Annotated in this window: 13 protein-coding genes, 3 tRNA genes and 1 riboswitch; of the genes, 6 read left to right on the top strand and 10 right to left on the bottom strand. The window is 43.6% G+C overall.

Annotation, left to right across the window (positions count from 1 at the left end):
• The first annotated feature begins 459 nt into the window (after window positions 1-459).
• The 6 genes from NC238_08735 to NC238_08710 all read left to right on the top strand — a co-directional run bounded on the left by NC238_08735 (window position 460) and on the right by NC238_08710 (window position 6,249).
• Window positions 460-1,623, top strand: coding sequence for a cation:proton antiporter (locus tag NC238_08735; protein ID MCM1566016.1), 1,164 nt, complete (start codon window positions 460-462; stop codon window positions 1,621-1,623).
• Window positions 1,610-2,035 (top strand): universal stress protein, encoded by a 426-nt coding sequence (locus tag NC238_08730; GenBank protein ID MCM1566015.1) that lies wholly within the window; start codon window positions 1,610-1,612, stop codon window positions 2,033-2,035. Before NC238_08735 ends, NC238_08730 begins: the two co-directional genes overlap by 14 nt.
• An 83-nt stretch (window positions 2,036-2,118) precedes the next feature.
• Complete coding sequence (locus NC238_08725) at window positions 2,119-2,457, top strand: DUF190 domain-containing protein (GenBank protein MCM1566014.1); 339 nt, start codon at window positions 2,119-2,121, stop codon at window positions 2,455-2,457.
• A gap of 609 nt (window positions 2,458-3,066) precedes the next feature.
• Window positions 3,067-3,154: riboswitch (cyclic di-GMP riboswitch) on the top strand.
• A gap of 416 nt (window positions 3,155-3,570) precedes the next feature.
• Window positions 3,571-3,993 carry a sigma-70 family RNA polymerase sigma factor gene (locus NC238_08720; protein ID MCM1566013.1) on the top strand — a complete coding sequence of 141 codons (423 nt, stop codon included), beginning with the start codon at window positions 3,571-3,573 and terminating at the stop codon, window positions 3,991-3,993.
• Between the two features lie 585 nt (window positions 3,994-4,578).
• On the top strand, window positions 4,579-4,812 hold the full coding sequence (locus tag NC238_08715; protein ID MCM1566012.1) for a helix-turn-helix domain-containing protein: 234 nt from the start codon (window positions 4,579-4,581) through the stop codon (window positions 4,810-4,812).
• 87 nt (window positions 4,813-4,899) lie between these two features.
• Window positions 4,900-6,249 carry a site-specific integrase gene (locus NC238_08710; protein ID MCM1566011.1) on the top strand — a complete coding sequence of 450 codons (1,350 nt, stop codon included), beginning with the start codon at window positions 4,900-4,902 and terminating at the stop codon, window positions 6,247-6,249.
• A 17-nt stretch (window positions 6,250-6,266) separates the two neighbouring features.
• Here the strand turns inward: NC238_08710 and NC238_08705 are convergent.
• The 10 genes from NC238_08705 to NC238_08660 form a co-directional block, all read right to left on the bottom strand.
• Window positions 6,267-6,360 (bottom strand) — tRNA-Ser (locus NC238_08705).
• Window positions 6,361-6,581: 221 nt separating this feature from the next.
• Window positions 6,582-7,037: a tRNA adenosine(34) deaminase TadA gene (gene tadA, locus NC238_08700; protein ID MCM1566010.1), complete on the bottom strand. Its 456-nt coding sequence runs from the start codon at window positions 7,035-7,037 to the stop codon at window positions 6,582-6,584.
• Window positions 7,038-7,192: 155 nt separating this feature from the next.
• Window positions 7,193-7,271: transfer RNA gene (locus NC238_08695), tRNA-Arg, on the bottom strand.
• Between the two features lie 12 nt (window positions 7,272-7,283).
• A tRNA-Ser gene (locus NC238_08690) sits at window positions 7,284-7,372 on the bottom strand.
• 147 nt (window positions 7,373-7,519) lie between these two features.
• A complete protein-coding gene (gene serS / locus NC238_08685) occupies window positions 7,520-8,785 on the bottom strand; it encodes a serine--tRNA ligase (GenBank protein MCM1566009.1) in 1,266 nt (421 codons plus the stop codon).
• A gap of 12 nt (window positions 8,786-8,797) precedes the next feature.
• Window positions 8,798-9,388, bottom strand: a complete 591-nt coding sequence (pdxT, locus tag NC238_08680; protein ID MCM1566008.1) for a pyridoxal 5'-phosphate synthase glutaminase subunit PdxT — start codon at window positions 9,386-9,388, stop codon at window positions 8,798-8,800.
• Window positions 9,385-10,269, bottom strand: coding sequence for a pyridoxal 5'-phosphate synthase lyase subunit PdxS (pdxS, locus tag NC238_08675; protein MCM1566007.1), 885 nt, complete (start codon window positions 10,267-10,269; stop codon window positions 9,385-9,387). Before pdxS ends, pdxT begins: the two co-directional genes overlap by 4 nt.
• Window positions 10,270-10,337: 68 nt before the next feature.
• A complete protein-coding gene (gyrA, locus tag NC238_08670; protein ID MCM1566006.1) occupies window positions 10,338-12,806 on the bottom strand; it encodes a DNA gyrase subunit A in 2,469 nt (822 codons plus the stop codon).
• Window positions 12,807-12,820: 14 nt separating this feature from the next.
• Window positions 12,821-14,725: a DNA topoisomerase (ATP-hydrolyzing) subunit B gene (gene gyrB, locus NC238_08665; protein ID MCM1566005.1), complete on the bottom strand. Its 1,905-nt coding sequence runs from the start codon at window positions 14,723-14,725 to the stop codon at window positions 12,821-12,823.
• Between the two features lie 233 nt (window positions 14,726-14,958).
• Window positions 14,959-15,210, bottom strand: a complete 252-nt coding sequence (locus NC238_08660; GenBank protein MCM1566004.1) for a DUF370 domain-containing protein — start codon at window positions 15,208-15,210, stop codon at window positions 14,959-14,961.
• Window positions 15,211-15,212: the final 2 nt, after the last annotated feature.

The raw sequence follows: 15,212 nt of genomic DNA, 5'->3' as shown, positions 1-15,212 counted from the left end.
TTAACTCCTCTTATGTTCATCTTTTTAATATCCCATCAGGGCAATAAAAAAACACCTATCAGACTATACCAATATATAGTCCAACAGGAGCCATCAGCCTTAAGGCAGAAGCGAGCCCCATCGCTTTATCGACAAAACCAATTTTAGCTTTTCTAAAAAAATAATTCAAGCATTTTCATTTTCGGATTGCAAATTTTTTATGTTTTCTTTATGTCTTGACTTGATGTTGTCAATTTTATTACTTAAATTGAAGGTTTATAATTGTGAGGCTTAAGAATACGCATTCTAAATAATAGAAAATTTTGTAATCAGTATTGAAATAATTCTATTTTTCATATAATATGAACATATGTTGATTAAAAAAATGAATTCATTGCGATGGGGCTCGCGAATGCATCAAGCTAATGGCTCCTACCTTAAGGGTAGGAGTTTTTATTTTTATCAAGAGGAGGATGCTTCTTGGACGATACTTTTCTGATTGCATCGATTTGGATACTTTTAGCCTTATTAGCCAGTCTTATATCAATTCGGCTGGGGATTTCCTTAGCGTTGATTGAAATCTTGGTAGGTGTAGTTGCGGGTAATGTCATACATCTTCAGATTACCGACTGGGTCAATTTCCTGGCAAGCTTAGGTTCGGTCATCCTTACTTTTCTGGCGGGGGCGGAGATTGATCCGGCAAGCCTGAAAAAGAATTTGAAACAAAGCGTGGTTATCGGTGTCCTATCTTTTTTGCTGCCCTGCATTTGCGGAATACTTGTCGCTTATTTTTTACTTGGCTGGGATATAAACGCCGCCAAAATTACCGGTATCGCGCTGTCCACAACATCGGTCGCTGTCGTCTATGCCGTGATGGTTGAAAGCAGATTAACCTCAACTTCATTTGGGCAGTCCATTCTGGCGGCCTGTTTTATAACCGACTTAGGCACAGTTTTAGCCTTGGGCTTTCTTTTCACGGGCTTCTCCTACAAATTACTGATCTTTGCGGGAGCGGTCATTGTAGTATGTTTCGCCGGTATTCCATTGGCCAAGTGGATCTTTGCCAGATACAGCGGAAAAGTCAGTGAACCGGAAATCAAATTTGTCCTGCTGATCCTTTTGTTTCTAGGATTTCTTGCCCAATATTCCGGCAGCGAAGCGGTACTTCCGGCTTACATTATCGGTTTGGCTATGGCAGGATTTTTCCTGCAATATAAAGAAACATTGCATAAAATGCGGGCGATTGCCTTTGTAGCGTTTACACCGTTCTATTTTATTAAAGCCGGTTCTCTTGTTTCCATTAAAGCGCTGGCGGCAACATTATCCTTGATTATTATTTTATTGCTGGTTAAAGTTGCAGCTAAGTTCGTCGGTGTGCTTCCAGCCACCAGGCTCTTTAAATATTCAGGAAGAAACGGGATATATACCACCCTTCTCATGAGCACCGGATTGACCTTCGGAACTATTTCGGCTTTATATGGACTGACAAATAAGTATATCAGTAGTTCCCAATATAGCGTGATTGTAACCGTAGTCATCTTAAGCGCTGTAGTACCGACCTTGATAGCCCAAAAATTCTTCTTCCCCAAAAATGTTTTACAAGAACAAAGTGTACAAGGAGGACCTAACAATGGAAATGAATAAGATTCTAGTGGGTTTTGACGGCTCACCAAGCAGTAAAAAAGCGTTAGACTATGCAAAATATTTAAGTAGTAAACTAAATTCTTCAATTACCGTTCTAACTGTTATCCGCTTGCCGGATTTTAGTTCAAGCAGGGATGAAGTCGATGAAGAGATTATTGAAGCAGGAAAACGTATTTTTCCTATGCACAGAGAGATTGTGGAATTAGGAAAAAAAGAAAACATTACAATCAATACTGTTATTATTCACGGACACCCGGTGGAAAAAATTATCGATTATGCACAAGAAAATGAATTTGATCTAATAATCATTGGGACCAGGGGGTTGGGCGGCTTCAAAAAGCTTGTCATCGGAAGTGTCGCTCAAAAAGTTGTAAGCTATTCCAAAGTACCGGTTATGGTTGTAAAAGAATAAAATATAAGGCCTCAGACTGATATCGTCTGACATTTTTCGAACAGGTCTATACTATACTTGTAAAAAAGATAAGGAGTATGGATATGGCTAAAATTACGGGTCAAGCACGAAGAATCCGCATTTATATTGGTGAAGCCAGCAAATATAAAGGCACATTGTTGTACCACGCAATTGTATTGAAAGCCAAAGAACTTGGTCTTGCAGGGATTACCGTATTAAGAGGCATAGAAGGTTTTGGCGCAAATTCCAGAATTAAAACAGCGAAGATACTGGAACTTTCACACGATCTTCCTGTGGTGATCGATATTGTAGACAGCGTTGAGTACATCGAAAAGATTATGCCATTCTTGGATGAAGCTGTGAATGAAGGACTTATTACAATTGAAGACCTAGAAATTATTAAATACTCTCCCAAGAAATGATGCGACTATCGAAAAAATCCGTCATATATTATTAGGAGATTAGAATTTTCTTACAAAAACTCTCTCGTTATTTATTCTTTCTTCCGCAAATGTTTTACTATTGGGCGGGTAAAATGATGGAAGTAAATAAGATTCTTGTAGGCTTTGACGGTTCACCCAACAGCCAAAGCTTTAGAGTACGCCAAAGGGCTAAGCAGTAAACTCAAGTCTTTTGTTCCGGTTCTAACCGTTGTCCACTTCACCCTTATTTTTCAAAGACACTGAACCAGTAAATAATGTTTTAAACTATGAAATATATGGGTATTTTACAATCAATAAGCATTCCTTTTGTTTTAAAAGAGCAAAAAGGAACTTCAATAGAACTGGAAATACTGACCATCTAGGGAGTATATGCCCTTTACCATGATCAACTCAAAATACAACTCAATTATACAATATCCGCTTTTTCGACAACACAATTTGACACAGATTTATGCAAAAAGGGTTTATTATATAATTAACATAATATGACAAATATGAACCCATTACTTCTTATATGCGTATTTATTATTTTCTGTCAATTAAGGCAGTATTTTATTCCTTTGACTTAACGCAGGCATTAACTAAATAAAAAGATAAGGGCAAAGTTGTCTAAAGACAGCGACGCAAAGCCATAGGGTCTAACGTGCCAATGCACTATGACAGCCTGGTTGCCTAACAGTTTTACGGTATATCCTGCCCTTTTGAGGCAGTTTTTTTATTTGCGTATAGTTGCGTTACCCCTGAGATTAGGGTTGTTTTTTCATGGCTTTGCTTTTGCCCCAAACAAAGGGAGTGTTGCTGATTGCGAAGCATGCTAAAAATTACTCTCCTGAGGTGTAAATAAAGAAGAACTTCATAATGTTCTTTATGAATCTTATTTGATAAACGTCACGGTGGATGCGCCCGCGATTTGCCTTAAGCAAACTACGGGCTTTTTTACTTGGCAAAAACATGTTGCTTATCAGATTGGGGCTTACAAGCGCCATTATTATATATTTTCTCTTTTCTCAAGAAAAGTATTGAAATCCGTCAGGTGCCGTTCCCCGCCCTCTGTTTTGGTTTTTACAAAAAAATCAAAACGGAGGTCTGAAAATGAAAAGGATCAATTTGCGAGATTATTACCCGTTCTATCAAGCTGACTTTTTTGTTGAAGTTGCGGATGAAATCGCTTCATCCCTGAAGTGCTTCAAGCTGAGCGAGAATGCTTACAAATTACGCACATACAGACACAAAGCCTATTACTCTCTCAATCGTGGTGACGGTATTGAGCAGGAAATTGTTTTCATTTCCTTGTCTCCTCAAGAGATTTATGAGAGGAGAGTCACCAATCATGAGTTGTATACTGCCATCAACAGTTTGCCGGAAAAACAGGCAAAACGTGTTTATGCTCATTTCTTTTTGGGTATAAGCAAAACCGCCATTGCTAAAGCAGATGGCATTAGGGAAAGCGCAGTTAGGGAATCCATCGAACGCGGACTAAAAAATATCGAAAAGTTTTTAAAAAACTTTCTGTAACACCCTGCGATTTTGCCTGAAAAATGAAGTGGTTATTAGAGGGACAAATTCTTCCCCCTTAACTGATCTTTGACAATTAAATAATTGTTTTATTCGGTACTTTCCCTGTATGCCCTGAAAAGGAAAGCCAAATAGCAGATACGCCATAACCACCAATCCTTCAACAATCGGATTTAGTAAAGTATAGATGATGTTGCGATTGAATTAGGTCAGGTACGAGCGATTAATATCCGTGCTATAAATAAATGCTGGCAGCATTTAAGGCGATGAAACATACAGAGGGATAATGATACTTCCGTCCAGCCACAGCCCCGCTTAAGCGGGATCACGCAATGGGGGCGGCTTGCAGAGAACCTGGGAGAGGTGAAATTCCTATGAGGACGGTCAGCCGCTGTCCGCCGAATAAAACCATAGTCTTATAAACCAAAACAGAAGTGCAGTATGGAGGTGCGCCTGTTTATGATATGCGTGTCTACGTGTCTGAACGAAGGCGCATTCTCCCGCTGCGCTAATCAAAAAATGACGATGATTTCATTTAAGAAAGGTTTTTATGAAGTATACACTGATGAAAGAGGAGGCTTAATTATGGCTAATGAAAAATTAACGCAAGAAAAAGTCTACCGAATTATGCTAAAAGGATATCCTGATGTGCTCGATATGAAGCAAACGTGTAAAATTCTTGGCATTAGCCTTAAAACTGGATACGGTTTGATACAAGAAAATAAAATTGAATGCCTCAAGGTTGGGCGGGCCTATAAAATCCCCAAGCCTTTTTTATTGAGTTATTTGCGGTTTGGTGCAAGCAGCGATAATAAATAAGTTTTACACATTTCACGCACCTTTTTTATTGTGCTACACTCATTATGTCAATGGCAGGTGAGTGAATAATTTGAAAGGAGGAATCATATGGAACTCACCACAATGCTGAAAATGGTCGGACTGACCGAGGATGAATTAATAGGAGGCTTCATTACACCTAAGAAAGGCTATTATTATACTGTTCTCAACCGAAAGGATCGGAACGGAAAACGCAAGCCCCTTTGGACATCAACCGGACTTGCCGCAACCGAGGAAAACGAAGCGGAAGCTGAAAGCAAATGCCTGGCGGCAAGAATCCAATATTCCCTTGACTTGAAAAACGGCATAGCTGATAAGGATGAAAAGACGGTTGCGCAGGAAACGCCCGAGGAAAACAACAATACTCAGAACGATTCTGATGAAAACTATTCTGAGAATCCCTTGTTTGCAGATTTACTGAATGAATGGCTTGCTTTCAGGCACCCGGATAATATTGTTGTCGGCGAAGATTTTAACTTTGACAAAACAATCAAGCTCAATACCTGGGCTGGTTATGCGGAAAACATCGAGCACAACCTATATCCGACATTTAAGGTTTACGGCTGCACAGTCCGGGAGATTACGCCTGACCTGCTCAAGGGACATTACGCTTATCGGCTGAAACACGGCAAGAAGAAAGCCACAGTTGCAAAGGATTATACCATTATCAACCAAGCATTGAATTATGCCGTCAGCAAAAAGATGATTAGTGTAAATCCAAACAGCGCCATCACCCTGCACAAAATCGAGAAATACAATGCCGCTACTCTCAATGTCGATCAGATGCAGTATTATCTTGAGTTTATCGTAGGGGATATTATTGAAATTCCTATATTGCTCGGCGGCTTCTATGGGATGAGGCGTAGTGAGTGTGTTGGCACCAGAGAGAGCCAGTTTGATTTCAGGTACAAATTCTTTAGGGCCAGCCACACCGTAACAAAAGCAGTGATCGACAAGAAAAAAATATATATCCCGTCCGACAAGCTCAAAACGGATTCAAGCAACCGTACTTATCCTTTAATTCCTTATGTCGAGGAAAGGATAAAAGCTAAGATAGCGGAAAATAAAGAACTGAGGGCGCTTTGCGGCAGTTCTTACAGCAAGGAATGGCTTGGTTATCTTTGCGTTCATCCTTTGGGGGAAATCATCGACCCGGACTATATAACCAACAGACATCGTGATTTACTCAGAAAGGCCGAATTGCCTCATGTCAGGTTCCATGACCTTCGACACTCGTGCGTAGGGCTGATGATGGCCAACGAGGTTCCTATGGAGCGGATCAGGGATTGGGTTGGTCACAGCGATATTCGGACAACGGTTAATACTTATGGTCATTTGGAGTACCAGTCCAAGAAAAAAACAGCCAAGATCATTCAGAAATCTTTGCCGCTTAAAATGGCAGGAGCTGCTAATCTTTAGAATTAACAGCTCCATGATGGCGGAGAAGAAGGGATTTGAACCCTTGCGCCCGGGAAAACCAGGCCTACCGCATTTCGAGTGCGGACCCTTCAGCCACTTGGGTACTTCTCCGAATTATTAACTTTATTTTAGCCCTCGGATAGAACTCGGATAGAACAGCTCAAAAATCCGTCCGGATTCGAACTCCGAGGGCTTGGAAAACCCCATAAAATCAAGGTTTTCGGCTACAGGACTTCCACATAGCTCCACACATTTCGAGTGCGGCGCGTTATGACCACTTCGCTACTTCTCCATGATAAATATAATATTTTTAAAACCTATAGGGTTTTGCTTTAGGCTTTGGTACGTTTTTCCCGGAAATATTGTTTTAACAGTACTGAGCATTCTTCTTCCAAGACGCCTGCCGTGACTTCAACTTTGTGATTCCAGCAGTTTCTGTTCAGTACATTCATCACGGACTCAACAGCGCCGCCTTTGGCATCCGTCGCTCCGTAGACCAGGTGTTTGAGCCTAGCTTGAAGAATCGCGCCGGCACACATCGGGCAGGGTTCCAGGGTGACATACAACGTCGCATCCGTCAGCCTCCAGTGACCCATCGCCTCGGCTGCTCGCCGGATGGCGAGGATTTCGGCATGTCCTGTCGGGTCTTGTTTCTGCTCTTTTTCATTGAAGGCGACAGATAGAATTTGCTGATTCACGATAACGAGCGCGCCAACCGGAATCTCATTGCAGTCATAAGCCTTTTGGGCTTGGTCAAGCGCAAGTCTCATCCAATCTTCATGTTTCATTTCTCTCAGCCTCGAATACCATCCTGCCAGATCCGTAGAAGAATAAAAATATGCTGGACAGGAAATACAGATTCAGGATTGAAATAGTACGAGTACTTCTACCGTTCGCAACGGCAAATCTGATAAAAAAAGGCCTTAAAACCTTTGCGATATGATGGTGGCCCCGGGAGGACTCGAACCCCCGCAAGACAGGGTTTAGGAAACCCCCGCTCTATCCACCTGAGCTACGAGGCCATATGGATTGCATGGCGGAGGGGGTGGGATTCGAACCCACGGCCCCTTTCGGAGTCACCGGTTTTCAAGACCGGCTCCTTAAACCGCTCGGACACCCCTCCAGCAGTAAGACGATAGATAGTATAACATAAACTTTATAACTAAACAAGAAGCTGTTTGCGCCAATTTTAAACAATGAAGCAACAAACAATATAATAATCTAATTACATTAATGCTCTTAGCATTAATCAAAAAAACTTTATTCTAATCTAACCGATAAATTCCGTGCCCATGTATGGAACCAGTGCTTTCGGAATCCTGATTCTACCGTCTTCTTCCTGATAGTTCTCCAGAATAGCCGATACGGTCCTGCCGATGGCCAGTCCGCTGCCGTTTAAGGTATGCACAAACTCCGGTTTTTCCTTAGGTCCGCGCCGAAAACGAATATTCGCTCTTCTGGCCTGAAAATCATTAAAATTGCTGCAGGAAGATATTTCCCTGTACAGATTAAAGCTTGGCAGCCATACTTCAATGTCGTACGTTTTAGCAGAGCTGAATCCAAGATCGCCGGTGGATAAAACAATAACGCGGTAAGAAAGTTCCAGTTCCTGCAAAATCGCTTCAGCATCTGCGGTCAGCATCTCCAACTCCTGGAAGGAATTCTCCGGAAGGGAGAATTTGACAAGCTCGACCTTATTAAACTGATGCTGGCGGATCAGCCCGCGGGTATCCCTCCCGGACGCTCCGGCTTCGGCGCGGAAACACGCGCTGTAGGCACAAAATCTAATCGGAAGCATATCTGCTTCAAGGATCTCATCTCTGTAAATATTGGTGACCGGTACCTCCGCTGTAGGAATCAGAAAATAATCAGTTTTTTCTACTTTAAAAGCGTCTTCTTCAAATTTGGGCAGCTGGCCGGTGGAAAACATAGACTGCCGGTTGACCATAAACGGCGGAAAGACCTCCGTATAGCCTTTGGCGGCATGCCTGTCCATCATAAAATTGATCAAGGCTCTTTCCAGGCGCGCTCCGAGCCCTTTGTAGAACGTAAATCGAGTCCCGGTTACTTTGCCGGCCCGGGCAAAATCCAAAATATCAAGTTTTTCCCCCAGCTCATAGTGGGCCAGCGGCTGAAATTCAAACTTCCTGGGTTCACCCCATTTGCGGACTTGGATGTTATCATTTTCATCTTTACCAACCGGAACAGATGCATCGGGAATATTCGGGATCAAATAGAGTACTTCCAGCATTTTTTGCTCGATCTCGTTTAAACTGTCATCCAGCGTTTTGATGTTCTGACCAACCTCACGCATTTGAAGGATCAGCTCCTCGGCATCCTGCCCGCTTTTCTTTCGCCGGGCAACTTCTTCAGATACCTTATTGCGTTCCGCTTTCAGATTTTCCGCCTCAAATAAGATTTGCCGTCTTTTTTCCTCTTGGCGCAAAAAATCATCCAGGTTGATATCGGCACAGCGTTTCGCTAACGCTTCTTTGACAATCTCGGGATTGCTGCGCACAAATTTTAGATCGAGCATAACGGGCCCCTCCTATTTTCGATACTGATCAACGATGTTAATGAAATATTCATGAATTCTGGTATCGTCGGTAAGCTCGGGATGAAACGCGCTGGCCAGAATATGATCATCCTGGACCAAGACAATCTTTCCGGCATATGCGGCCAGCACATCCACCTCCGGACCTGCTTCCGTCACATACGGCGCGCGGATGAATACGGCCCGCAAATTTCCGCCTTTTAGTCCCTTAACCGGGATATCCGCTTCAAAACTCGCAATCTGCCGGCCAAAAGCATTTCGTTTGACGGAAATATCCAGAAGCCCCAAAGAATACTGGCTACTCTGGTCAATTCTTTTACTGAGCAGAATCATGCCGGCGCATGTCCCAAAAATGGGGAAACCTTCACCAGCCATTTCTGCAATTTTGTCGCCAAAACCGTCAATTTCGAGCTGCTTGCCAATGGCTGTGCTTTCCCCGCCGGGAATAATCAGTCCGCTGATTTCTTTTAAATCATCGACGCTGCGGACTTCAACTCCTCCAACTCCAAGTTTTTCCAAAGATCTGCAGTGCTCGCGAAAAGCGCCCTGGATAGCCAGGACACCAATCTTCTTTTTCATGCTCACCAGCCCCGATCCTGCATTCTTTCCTCCGGAGCAATCGAGGAAATCTCCAGACCTGGCATTGCTTCACCGATTTCTTCAGAAAGCTTGGCCAGCATGTCCGGATCATTGTGATGGGTGGTTGCGAGAACGATCGCTCTGGCTCTCTTGGCTGGTTCAGAGGATTTAAATATGCCGGAGCCAACAAAAATACCGTCGCAACCCAGCTGCATCATGAGGGCCGCATCAGCCGGTGTTGCGATTCCGCCTGCGGCAAAATTTACAACCGGCAGTTTGCCGTGTTCGGCAACATATAGAACCAAATCGTAGGGTGCGGCCATTTCCTTGGCTGCGGTCATCAGTTCCTCTTTCGGCATGGTGGTCAGACGGCGGATATCGGCCATAACCGTCCGCATATGACGCACTGCCTCAACCACATTGCCTGTTCCGGGCTCACCTTTGGTGCGGATCATCGCGGCACCCTCGCCAATCCGACGCAGGGCTTCACCGAGATTGCGCGCACCGCAGACAAATGGAACTTTAAAATTATGCTTGTCAATGTGATAAAGGTCGTCGGCAGGAGTCAGAACTTCGCTCTCATCGATGTAATCCGCGCCAAGTGCTTCCAGGATCCGGGCTTCGACAAAGTGTCCGATTCTTGCTTTAGCCATAACTGGAATGGTTACAGCCTCCATGATTTTTTTAACAATGGTCGGATCGGCCATTCTTGCCACACCGCCTGCTGCCCGGATATCAGAGGGCACTCTTTCCAGGGCCATAACTGCACAGGCCCCGGCTTCCTCCGCTATTTTTGCCTGCTCGGGTGTTGTGACATCCATAATGACGCCGCCTTTTAACATCTCCGCCAAGCCTGTTTTTACTTTCCATGAAGCTACCTCAACCATGAATGATTCCTCCTAATAGATCTGTTAATCGTCCTATTGTTCCCTGTTAACATCATTTTATTAATCGTTTATTCTTCTTCTTTGCTTACAAATTTAGCTACGGCCACGACCTTGCTTTCACCGGTTCTCATGGCAGTGACTCCCTGGGCCGATCTCCCCTGGACGGAGATGCCGCTGACTTCCTGACGGATCACAATACCTTCATCGGTAATGACCATCAGTTCTTGATCGGCGGTGACGACCTTGACGGCGGCCAGAGGCCCAGTCTTAGAAGTGACTCTGTGCCCGATAATGCCTTTGCCACCACGTCCCTGGATCCGGAATTCACTGAGTTCGCTTCGTTTAGCAAAGCCATTCTCGGTAACGGTCAGCAATTCCAAATCACTAGCGGTTTTATCCACGACATCCATGGCAATGACATAATCATCTTTCCTGAGAGAGATTCCTCTTACGCCGCGGGCTGTCCGTCCCATGGCTCTGACATCTTCCTCAGAGAAACGAATCGCCAAGCCCAGACGGGTTGCAATCACGACATCATCATCTTGTTTCGTGAGGCGCACGCCGATCAGTTCGTCATTTTCATCCAGCGTCAGCGCAATCAAGCCATCACTTCTTTTTGTGTCGTAATCCTGGAGCGAAGTCTTTTTGACAATCCCGTTTTTCGTTGCTGTCAGCAGGTTGAATTGGTCTTTAAACTCCTTGACAGCAATCGTCGCAGTGACTTTTTCATCCTGCGCAAGACTCAAAAGGTTCACAATCGCAGTCCCTTTAGCGGTCCGGCTTGCCTCAGGTATTTCATGCGCCCGTAGACGGTAAACCTTGCCACGTGAAGTGAAGAAAAGAATATGATGATGTGTCGAGGCAATAAACAGGCTCTCCACAAAATCATTTTCTCCGGTAGACATGCCGTTGACACCACGTCCACCTCTTCTCTGACTGTGATAGGTGTTTAAGGGCAGTCTTTTGATATACCCTCTGTGTGTGACCGTAATTACGACGTCCTCATCCGCGATCAGATCTTCAATTTCCATCTTCGTCGCATCAAAGGTAATTTCTGAACGTCTCGGGTCCGCAAATTTATCCCTGATTTCCTTCAGTTCAGTTTTAATAATTCCACGAACCATTTTGTCCGAATTCAAAACTGCCGTCAGGTAAGCAATCTCATCCATCAGCCTTTGATACTGGGCATCCAGTTTTTCACGTTCCAAACCAGTCAGGCGCTTTAAGCGCATGTCCATAATCGCCTGGGCCTGTCTGTCGCTGAAATCAAAGCGCAGGATCAGTTTGGCTTTGGCGATGTCATCATCCTTGGAAGAACGAATGATCTCAATGACTTCATCGATATAGTCCAGCGCCTTGCGCAGTCCTTCAACAATATGTGCCTCATCTTCTGCTTTCTTCAGTTCAAACCGGCTGCGCCGGACAATAACTTCCTTTTGGTGTTTGATAAAATATTCCAGAATTTCCTGCAGGTTGAGTACTTTCGGGGTATTGTCAACCAGCGCCAGCATATTGATCCCGAAGCTATCTTCCATCTGGGTATGCTTATACAACTGATTCAGAATGACCTGAGGTGTAACATCCCTGCGCAGTTCAATCACAATACGAATCCCTTTCATTGTGGTCTCATCGCGCAAATCGGTAATACCTTCGATTTTCTTTTCCTGAACAAGTTCAGCTATCTTTTCAATCAGCCGGGACTTATTGACCACATACGGAATTTCCGTAACAACGATCTGCATTTTCCCATTTTTTTCGATTTTTTCGATATTGGCCTTCGCCCGGACCTTGATTGATCCCCTGCCAGTCGTGTACGCGCTGATGATTCCTTCCGTGCCCATGATTTGGGCACCGGTCGGAAAATCAGGTCCTTTAATAAATTTCATCAGATCTCTGATTCCAGGTCGAGGTGCTCCGTCTTCGTTATCCTCACTGTCCATCAAATATACTACGCCATCGATGACTTCGCCCAGATTGTGCGGCGGTATATTCGTGGCCATCCCGACAGCAATTCCGGAAGAACCGTTAACCAATAGATTCGGAAATTTCGCCGGCAAAACGTCCGGCTCTTTTTCTCTTTCATCATAGTTTGGACTAAAATTGACGGTATCCTTATCAATATCAGCCAGCATATACGTAGCCAGCGGAGCCATCTTCATCTCTGTATAACGCATGGCAGCCGCTGAATCGCCATCGATGGAACCAAAGTTGCCATGTCCGTCAATTAAAGGATAACGGCTGGAAAAATTCTGAGCCAGCCTGACAGCCGCATCATAGATCGAAGAATCTCCATGCGGATGAAATTTACCCATGCAATCTCCGACCAGTCGGGCCGATTTGCTATAACCTTTATTCGGGTGCATCCCTAACTCATTCATCGCATAAAGAATTCTGCGATGAACCGGTTTCAAGCCGTCGCGTACATCAGGCAAGGCCCTGCTGACAATAACGCTCATGGAATAATCTATAAACGATTTTTTTAATTCATCTGAAATCTCAATGGGCAAAACTTTGCCGTTAAAAAGTTCCATAGACATGAATCAACGCTCCTTTAAACATCCAGATTTCGTACATCCTTGCCATATTTTTGAATAAATTCCTTGCGAGGCTCCACTTTATCACCCATCAGCATCGTGAACAACTCATCCGCTTTCATGGCATCTTCCATTTGTACCACGAGCATGGTCCGGGATTCCGGATCCATCGTTGTCTCCCAAAGCTGTTCGGGATTCATTTCACCTAGACCTTTATAGCGTTGAATTTCTGTCTTTTCTCTGCCGACGGTATCAAGAACTTTGCTAAGCTCCTGATCATTATAAGCATATTGTATTTGTTTTCCGTTTTTAATTTTAAAAAGCGGCGGCTGAGCAATATATACATAATGATTATCAATAAGAGGTTTCATAAACCTGTAAAAGAATGTCAGTAAGAGAATTCTAATATGTGCTCCATCGACATCAGCATCTGTCATAATTACAACTTTATGATAACGGGCTTTTTCAATATCAAAATCTTCAGATATTCCGGTACCAAGCGCTGTGATCATTGCTCTGATTTCTGCATTTCCCAGGATCCTGTCCAAGCGGGCTTTTTCGACGTTCAGAATTTTTCCACGCAACGGCAGAATTGCCTGGAATTTTTGATTTCTTCCTTGTTTGGCTGAGCCGCCGGCGCTGTCTCCTTCAACAATGTACATTTCACAGTACCTTGGATCTTTCCAGGTGCAGTCAGCCAGTTTACCCGGCAAAGAAGTACTTTCCAGCGCACTTTTTCTGCGCGTGAGGTCTCTGGCCTTGCGGGCAGCAAGCCTTGCTCGGGTAGCCTGCAAGCCTTTTTCAACAATCTTTTTGGCAACGGCCGGATTTTCTTCAAAAAAGGTGGATAAACCTTCGCCAACCACGCTATCGACAATGGATCTTACTTCACTATTGCCCAGCTTGGTCTTCGTCTGTCCTTCAAACTGAGGTTCCATTATTTTAACCGAAATAATAGCTGTGAGGCCTTCTCTGACATCCTCACCACTTAAGTTATTCTCATTGCCTTTTAAAATATTGTTTTTGCGCGCATAGTCATTCACTACCCTGGTTAAAGCAGCTTTAAAACCTGCTTCATGCGTGCCGCCTTCTGTAGTATTGATATTATTAGCATAAGAAAACAGGGTTTCGGTATAGCTTTCGTTATACTGAAGGGCGATCTCAACCTTTGTATTATCTTTCTCCGTCTCAAATACAATCGCTTTCTGATGAATCGGATCTTTATTTTTATTTAAATATTCTACAAAATCAATCAGCCCATTATTGTGATTATAGACATCTTTGGCCTCGTTCCGCTCGTCAATCAGAGTAATCATGACATTTTTATTCAGAAATGAAAGCTCCTTCAAACGATGCGCCAGAACTTCATAGTCATAAACGATATCTTCGAAGATTTCCGGATCAGGCTGGAAAGTAATCATCGTTCCGGATCTTCCTTGGTACATACCGATTTCCTTGAGTTCCGTCAGTGTTTTGCCGCGGGAATATTCCTGGCTGTACTTTTTCCCATCTTTTTTGATCTCGACACGCAAATTAACGGAAAGCGCATTAACAACGCTCATACCGACTCCGTGCAGGCCACCAGAGACCTTATAAGCCTCGTTATTAAATTTTCCGCCGGCATGCAATACTGTCAAAGCAACTTCTACTGCCGGCTTTTGCATCTTTGCATGCATATCAACCGGTATGCCGCGTCCATTATCTTGAACAGTAATACTCTCTCCCTGATGAATAATAACTTCTATTTCATCGCAGTAACCAGCCATAGCCTCATCGATGCTATTGTCAACGATCTCATAAACCAGATGGTGCAAACCACGGCTGCTAGTGGAACCGATGTACATACCGGGACGCTTACGAACAGCTTCTAATCCTTCAAGTACTTCTATCTGGCCGGCATTATAATCAGATCCGGGATTCATTTGATTTGCTAATTCCGATTCATTTTGCAAAGCTGTTCCCTCCCAAATTTATCCTTTAACCTTAATATTATACTATAAAATCTGCTTTCATTCAAATATGAAGACCTCCCAGCTTCCGGAGGTCAATAAAACAACGAATCGTCTTCCTTAAAGAAAATTTGGCTGGCGCCAATCCTTTGGCAGAAGTCCTAGCAGTCTAGCTGTATCAAAAAGTACTTACATTTGCAAATACACTAAATAATACTTCCACTTTGTGATCTTTTCATTAACGTTGACGAAGAAATCGGAGACAGATAATATTCCGAATCCGTCATCACAAAGGATTTCTCTTTTCCTTTTTCCGTAATATTCTGTACGGTTCCCTTTTTCATCATTTTATTTAACAAACTGCGGGAAATCTGGTTGCTTCCTGCTTTATCCAAATCAAGGATCAGAATGATTTTGTCTTTTCTCACCATAATATTATTACCGATGTGTAGAAACATCA

The organism is Dehalobacter sp. (assembly GCA_023667845.1).
Lineage (GTDB): Bacteria > Bacillota > Desulfitobacteriia > Desulfitobacteriales > Syntrophobotulaceae > Dehalobacter.
Note: the sequence above shows the minus strand (reverse complement) of the source record. Positions and strands in the feature narration are given on the sequence as shown.